At 68.9% G+C, this 6,885-nt stretch carries 4 protein-coding genes; 3 read left to right on the top strand and 1 reads right to left on the bottom strand.

Annotated elements, in window-relative coordinates:
- Positions 1-111: 111 nt before the first annotated feature.
- Positions 112-1,458 carry a phosphomannomutase/phosphoglucomutase gene (locus tag C935_RS0104305; RefSeq protein ID WP_018861283.1) on the top strand — a complete coding sequence of 449 codons (1,347 nt, stop codon included), beginning with the start codon at positions 112-114 and terminating at the stop codon, positions 1,456-1,458.
- Between the two features lie 4 nt (positions 1,459-1,462).
- The gene (locus tag C935_RS0104310) at positions 1,463-2,893 is read left to right on the top strand and encodes a mannose-1-phosphate guanylyltransferase/mannose-6-phosphate isomerase (protein ID WP_018861284.1); all 1,431 of its coding nucleotides are present in this window, start codon (positions 1,463-1,465) and stop codon (positions 2,891-2,893) included.
- A 29-nt stretch (positions 2,894-2,922) separates the two neighbouring features.
- Here C935_RS0104310 and C935_RS0104315 read toward each other — a convergent pair whose 3' ends face one another.
- On the bottom strand, positions 2,923-6,057 hold the full coding sequence (locus C935_RS0104315; protein ID WP_018861285.1) for an error-prone DNA polymerase: 3,135 nt from the start codon (positions 6,055-6,057) through the stop codon (positions 2,923-2,925).
- A 113-nt stretch (positions 6,058-6,170) separates the two neighbouring features.
- Between C935_RS0104315 and C935_RS0104320 the strand changes: the two genes are divergently transcribed.
- Positions 6,171-6,773: a bifunctional 2-polyprenyl-6-hydroxyphenol methylase/3-demethylubiquinol 3-O-methyltransferase UbiG gene (locus tag C935_RS0104320; protein ID WP_018861286.1), complete on the top strand. Its 603-nt coding sequence runs from the start codon at positions 6,171-6,173 to the stop codon at positions 6,771-6,773.
- Positions 6,774-6,885 lie beyond the last annotated feature (112 nt).

The following is a 6,885-nucleotide window of genomic DNA, read 5'->3' on the forward strand; positions in this document are numbered from 1 at the left end:
CTCATTGTAACTGCCGTCGCATCATGCCGCGCTTCTGCTATGTATCATGAGGATAAAGGAGTGCGCGCTGCCGGCGGGGCCGGGAGTCGGAGGGGGCCGGAAGGGAACTGCATGAAGATCGACTGTTTCAAGGCGTACGACGTACGCGGCCGCGTGCCGGATCAACTCAACCCCGAGGTGGTGCACGCCATTGGCCGCGCCTTCGCCGAAGAGGTCCGTCCCGGCCGCACAGTGGTCGGACATGATATCCGCCTGTCCAGCCCGGAACTGTCCCGGGCCTTGATCGAAGGACTCACCGCCGGCGGCAGCGATGTCGCCGACATCGGCCTGTGCGGGACCGAAGAGGTCTACTTTGCGACTGCACACTACGGGGCCGGCGGCGGGGTGATGGTCACCGCCAGCCACAATCCGCTGGATTACAACGGGCTCAAGCTCGTACGCGGTGAAGCGCGACCGATCAGCGGGGATTCCGGACTGCAGGCGATCCGTGCATGCGCGGAACGCGGCGACTTCCGCCCCATGCCGCAAGGCCAGGTGCATCCGCTGGACCACCGGCCCGACTACATCGCCCGGCTGTTGGCATCGGTCGACCGCGAAGCCCTGCCGAAGCTGCGCGTGGTCGTGAACCCGGGCAATGGCGGTGCCGGCCCGGTGCTGGAGGCACTGGAACCCCATCTGCCGTTCGAACTGGTCCGCGTGAACTTCGAGCCGGACGGGCATTTCCCCAATGGCATCCCCAACCCGCTGTTGCCGGAGAACCGTGCGGCCACAGCCGACGCCGTGCGCAAGCATGGCGCGGATCTGGGTGTGGCCTGGGATGGCGACTTCGATCGCTGTTTCCTGTTCGATGCCGCGGGGCACTTTATCGAGGGCTACTACATTGTGGGGCTGCTGGCTCAGGCCTGTCTGGAAGGCGGGCAACTTGGCGAGCGGATCGTCCACGACCCGCGGCTGACCTGGAATACCATCGAGATGGTACGAGCCGCCGGTGGCGAGCCCGTCCAGTCCAAGACGGGGCATGCCTTCATGAAGGAGCGCCTGCGCCACGAAGACGCCATCTACGGCGGCGAGATGAGCGCGCATCACTACTTCCGCGACTTTTACTACTGCGATAGCGGGATGCTGCCGTGGCTGCGGGTCGCCGAGTTGATGGGGCGCCGTGGCCAGTCGCTCGGCGAGATGGTGGCAGAGCGCATGGCCCGCTACCCCTGCAGCGGCGAGCTGAACTTCGAGGTCGCAGATGTCGAAGCCGCAACCAATCGCGTCCTTGAGGCCTTTGAGGGCCAGGGCGGCGAAGAGGATCGCACCGATGGTGTCAGTCTCGAGTTTCCGGACTGGCGTTTTAACTTGCGCAGCTCCAACACCGAGCCGCTGTTGCGGCTGAACGTCGAGACCCGCGCCGATCCGGCCCTGCTGGAGCGGCGCGTGGAAGAGATTGCCCGCCTGATACGGGGATAAAACGATGGCGCCTGCCGATATCCAGAACCAACTACAGCCGGTGATCCTGGCCGGCGGTACCGGCACGCGGTTGTGGCCGGTGTCGCGCAGCCATTACCCGAAGCAGTTCCTGCCCCTCACCGGCGACCAGACGCTGCTGCAGCAGACCGTGGGGCGGCTGGACGGCCTGCAGGCGGCGCCACCATTGGTGCTGGCCAACGTGGAGCACCGCTTTCTGGCCGCCGAGCAGCTGCGCGCGATTGGCATCGAGCAGGCGCGCATCCTGCTGGAGCCAGAGGGCCGCAACACGGCCCCGGCGATTGCCCTGGCGGCGCTGCAGGCCCGGGCGGAAGGGCGCGATCCTTTGCTGCTGGTCCTGGCCGCGGATCACCACATCGGCGATGGCGATGCCTTCAAGGCGGCTGTGGGGCGCGCCGTGGCACTGGCGGAGGCCGGATATCTGGTCACCTTCGGGATCGTGCCCGTGACGCCCGAGACCGGCTACGGCTATATCCAGCAGGGCGAGTCGCTGGGCGAGGCCGGTGCGCGGGTTGCGCGTTTTGTCGAAAAGCCCGATGCTGCCACCGCGCGCGAGTATCTGAGCCAGGGGGACTATCTCTGGAACAGCGGCATGTTCGTGTTCCGCGCCTCGCAGTATCTGCAGGAGCTGGAGCGCTTCGAGCCCGAGATCGTCACGGCCTGTCAGACCGCGCTGGAGGGCGCGCGCGAGGACCTCGATTTTCTGCGCGTGGAACCGGAATCGTTTGCTCGGGCACCGAACATCTCGGTGGACTACGCCGTGATGGAACGCACCGACCGCGCGGCGGTCACGCCCTTGGCCGCCGGCTGGAGCGATATCGGCTCCTGGTCCGCCCTGGCCGGGGTGCGCGGCACCGACGCGCAGGGCAATACCCTGCGCGGTGATTGCCTGCTGGAGGACAGCGAGGGCTGCGTGGTCGATGCCGACGGCCTGCTGGTCGCGGGGATCGGCCTGCGCAACCTCGCGGTGGTCGCCACCCGCGATGCGGTGCTGGTGGCGGATCGTGACCGCGTGCAGGACGTCAAACGCATCGTCGAACGGCTGAAGTCGGACAACCGCAGCGAGCATGTGGACCACCCGGCGGTCTATCGCCCCTGGGGCTGCTACGAGTGCGTCGACGTCGGGCGGCGCTATCAGGTCAAGCGCATTACCGTAAAACCCGGGGCGAAGCTCTCGCTGCAGATGCATCACCACCGCGCGGAACACTGGGTGGTCGTCAGCGGCACCGCGCGGGTGCGCAACGGCGAAGAGACCTATCTGGTGACGGAGAACCAGTCCACCTATGTGCCGATCGGGCAGATCCATTCGCTGGAGAACCCGGGCGCGATCCCGCTGGAACTGATCGAGATTCAGTCCGGCAGCTACCTGGGCGAGGACGACATCGTGCGCCTGGAGGACCTCTACGGCCGCGTCTGAATCGCGCCCGAGCAGCTAACCCTCTCGCACTAGCCGAAGTCGCGGGAGCGGGTGGTCAGCTCGCCCAGCCAGTCGCTGCGGTCGATCAGGCGCTGCACGATCAGGTGGCCGACGCCCTCGCTGTACTGCCATTCCCCGTGGGCCTCCAGCAGGCGGCCATGCAGTACCTCGGCGCGAAAGCGCTCCACCCGGTCCGGCCAGACGATCAGGTTCAGCGTGCCGCTCTCGTCCTCCAGGGTCAGGAACACCGTGCCGTTGGCCGAGCCCGGCCGCTGGCGGGTGATCACGAGGCCGGCATAGCGGGCACCGGGATGCCCGGGGCGTTCCAGCAGCCGGGCGGCGGTGGGTAAACGTTTTTGTTCCAGGAACGGGCGCATCAGGGCCAGCGGGTGCGGGCCCAGGCTCAGCCCGGTGGTGGCGTAATCCTGCACCAGGTCGTCCACCACATCGGGGCGCGGCAGGAGCGGGGTTACGTCGGCCTCGCGCACCGTCTCCGCCGGGGCGTCGGCGAACAGGGGCAGCGGTTCCTCCACTGCCTCGGTCGCCCAGCGCGCCTGATGGCGGTTGCCGGCCAGCCCCTTCAGGGCATCGGCGCGGGCCAGGCGGTTGGCCTGGGCGCGGGTCAGGGCGGCGCGGGCGACCAGATCCGGTACGTCCGCGAACGGGCGTTCGGCGCGCGCGGCGACGACACGCTCGGCCACGGCTGGCGCGAGCCCGCCGACCCGGTTCAGGCCCAGGCGCAGGGCCAGCGCGTCGCTCCCGGCCACCGGCTCCACTGTGCAGTCCCAGTCACTGCAGCGTACATCCACCGGGTGTACCTCCACGCCGTGGCGGCGGGCGTCGGCGACGATCTGCGCCGGGGCGTAGAAGCCCATCGGCTGGCTGTTCAGCAGCGCGCAGGCAAAGATCGCCGGCTCGTGGCACTTGAACCAGGACGAGACATAGGTGATCAGCGCAAAGCTGGCCGAGTGCGACTCGGGAAAGCCGTACTCGCCAAAGCCGAGGATCTGCTTGTACAGCTGCTCGGCGAACTTCTCCGGATAGCCGCGTTGCCGCATGCCGTCCATCAGGCGTTCGCGGTAGCGCGCGAGCTGGCCGGTACGGCGCCAGGCTCCGATCGCGCGGCGCAGCCCGTCCGCCTCGCCGGCGGAGAAGCCGGCCGCGACCATCGCCAGTTCGATCACCTGCTCCTGGAAGATCGGCACCCCCAGGGTGCGTCCCAGCACGCGCTTCACCCCTTCGTTCGGGTAGCGCACCCGCTCCGGGTGGGCGCGGCGCTTCAGATACGGGTGCACCATCTCGCCCTGGATCGGGCCGGGGCGCACGATGGCGATCTCGATCACCAGGTCGTAGAAGTTCGCCGGCTTCAGGCGCGGCAGCATGCTCATCTGCGCGCGCGACTCGATCTGGAACACGCCCAGGGTGTCGGCCTTTTGCAGCATGCGGTAGACCGCCGGGTCCTCGGCGGGGATGTCGGCCAGACCCCAGTCGCGGCCCCGGTGGCGTGCCATCAGCTCCAGCGCGCGGCGCACGCAGGAGAGCATGCCCAGCGCCAGCACGTCGATCTTCAACAGCCCCACCGCGTCGAGGTCGTCCTTGTCCCACTGGATCACTGAACGCTCCGGCATCGCCGCGTTCTCGATCGGCACCAGCTCGTCCAGCCGGCCCTCGGCGATCACGAAGCCGCCGGTGTGCTGCGACAGGTGGCGGGGAAAGCCGCGCAGCTCGGCGGTCAGGGCCTGCCACTGCCGGGCCAGGGCGCCATCCGGGTCCAGCCCGACCTCGCGCAGGCGCTCGGCGGGGATGCCGTCGTCCCACCAGGCGAGGTTAGCGGTCAGCGCATCCAGCCGCGCGCGCGAGATACCCAGGGCGCGGCCGACGTCGCGCAGGGCGCTGCGCCGGCGGTAGCGGATCACCGTGCAGGCCAGCGCCGCGCGCTCGCGGCCGTAGCGCCGGTAGATGTACTGGATCACCTCCTCGCGGCGCTCGTGCTCGAAGTCGACATCGATATCCGGCGGCTCGCCGCGCTCGGCGGAGATGAAGCGCTCGAACAGCATGCTGGAGCGCGAGGGGTCCACCGCCGTGATCCCGAGGGCATAACAAACGGCGGAATTCGCCGCCGAGCCGCGCCCCTGGCACAGGATCCCGCGGCCGCGGGCAAAGCGCACGATGTCGTAGACCGTCAGGAAGTAGGGCTCGTAGCCAAGCTGCGCGATGATTTCGAGCTCGCGCTCGATCTGCTCCGTCACCTTCGGCGGTATGCCGTCGGGCCAGCGCTCCCGTGCCCCCTTCAGAGTCTCCTCGCGCAGGTAGGTGGCCGGGCTCGTGTCTCGGGGCAGGGGATCGGTCGGGTAGCGGTAGGTGACCGCGTCCAGCGAGAAGTCGCAGTCCCGCGCGATCCGCACACTGGCTGCGAGCCAGCGGGCGGGATACAGCGCGGCCAGGTCGTCGCGCGGGCGCAGGCAGCGCTCGCCGTTGGGGAAGCGCGCCGGGGCCGCCTCGGCAACCGTGGTGCGCAGGCGCAGCGCGGTCAGCACGTCCTGCAGGGCACGCTGGCCGCGAGCGTGCATGTGTACATCGCCGCAGGCGACGATCGGGAGTCCCGTCGTCTCGGCGAGCTGCCGTGCGCGGTTCGCGAGCGTGGCATCCTCCGGCGTGCGCAACTGGCTGACCGCCAGATGGGCCTGGCCCGGGGCGGCCCATCCGGCCAGCCAGCGGGCCGCTTCGGCGAGCGTCGGTTCCGGGGTCTCGGGTTCGATACGCAGCAGGACCTGCCAGCCGGCCCGCGCCCCGGCGGGCAGGGCGTCGAGGTCCGACTGCGTCAGGTGGTAATGCCCCTTGTCCGCCGCCCCGCGCGCCCGGGTGATCAGACGGCACAGCGCGGCATAACCCGCCGCATCGCGTACCAGCAGGGTCACGGCGGGGCCGTCCGCCAGCCGGAAGGTCGCCCCCAGGATCAGGTGCAGGCCGCAGTCCTTCGCCGCCGCGTGGGCGCGGACCACGCCGGCCAGCGAGGCGATATCGGTCAGCGCCAGCGCGCGATAGCCCAGCGCCCGGGCCCGCTCCACCAGCTCCTCCGGGTGCGAGGCCCCGCGCAGGAACGAGAAGTTGCTGACGCTCGTCAGCTCGGCGTACTCCGGCGGTTCGGGGGTGGTGGCATCCATATACTGTTTATATAAACAGTATTCCGGGATGGCAAGAAACCCTGGCTTCGAGCCGGTGCGCCGGCTCCGGTATGGTAGGCCCGCTACCGGCCGATCCCAGTGACGACTCCCCTATGCGCAGCGCCATCTACAATCTGCTGATCCTCCGCCTTACCTCGCAGTGGTATGCCGAGGTAATGCGGCGGTTGTCGGACGGAGCGGCCCTGCTGGATGTGGGCATTGGCACCGCTGGCGCGCTGCTCGCCAATGCCGACACGGCGCGCGAGAAGGGGCTCGTCATCACGGGGATCGATATCGACGCCGACTACATCAAGCACGCCCGGCAAGCCCTGCGTGAGTCGCCCCTGGCCGATCGTGCCGAGGCCCGTCTCGAATCCATCTACGACCACACGGGCGGCCCGTACGACGCGATCTATTTCTCCGCCAGCTTCATGCTCCTGCCGGACCCCGAGGGCGCTCTGCGTCACTGCCGCAGCCTGCTGAAGCCGGAGGGGAAGGTCTTCTTCACCCAGACCTTCCAGACCCGCCCCTCCCGCTGGATGGAGCGCTTCAAGCCCCTGCTCAAGCGCATCACGACCATCGACTTCGGCCGCGTGACCTACGAAGAAGCGTTTCGCGAACAGGTGTCGGGGGCGGGGTTCGTGATCGACGAGTTCACCACGCTCGGACGCCACGGCCCGCGCGCATCCGTCCTGGCCATCGCCCGACCCGCCTGAAAGAACACCGGGCCATACCACTGTAGGAGGCGAGCCCTCTCGCCGATCGGGTGTGTCCGGCTCCCCATCGCCCAGGGGGCTGGGCTCCTACGAGGAAAAGAGGCTGTGGCGG

This window comes from Thioalkalivibrio sp. ALJ3 (assembly GCF_000377205.1).
Taxonomy (GTDB): Bacteria; Pseudomonadota; Gammaproteobacteria; order Ectothiorhodospirales; family Ectothiorhodospiraceae; genus Thioalkalivibrio.

Coding starts and splice junctions, on each gene's coding strand:
- C935_RS0104320 (WP_018861286.1), top strand. CDS start 6,171: ATGCGCAGCGCCATCTACAATCTGCTGATCCTCCGCCTTACCTCGCAG.
- C935_RS0104315 (WP_018861285.1), bottom strand. CDS start 6,057: ATGGATGCCACCACCCCCGAACCGCCGGAGTACGCCGAGCTGACGAGC.
- C935_RS0104310 (WP_018861284.1), top strand. CDS start 1,463: ATGGCGCCTGCCGATATCCAGAACCAACTACAGCCGGTGATCCTGGCC.
- C935_RS0104305 (WP_018861283.1), top strand. CDS start 112: ATGAAGATCGACTGTTTCAAGGCGTACGACGTACGCGGCCGCGTGCCG.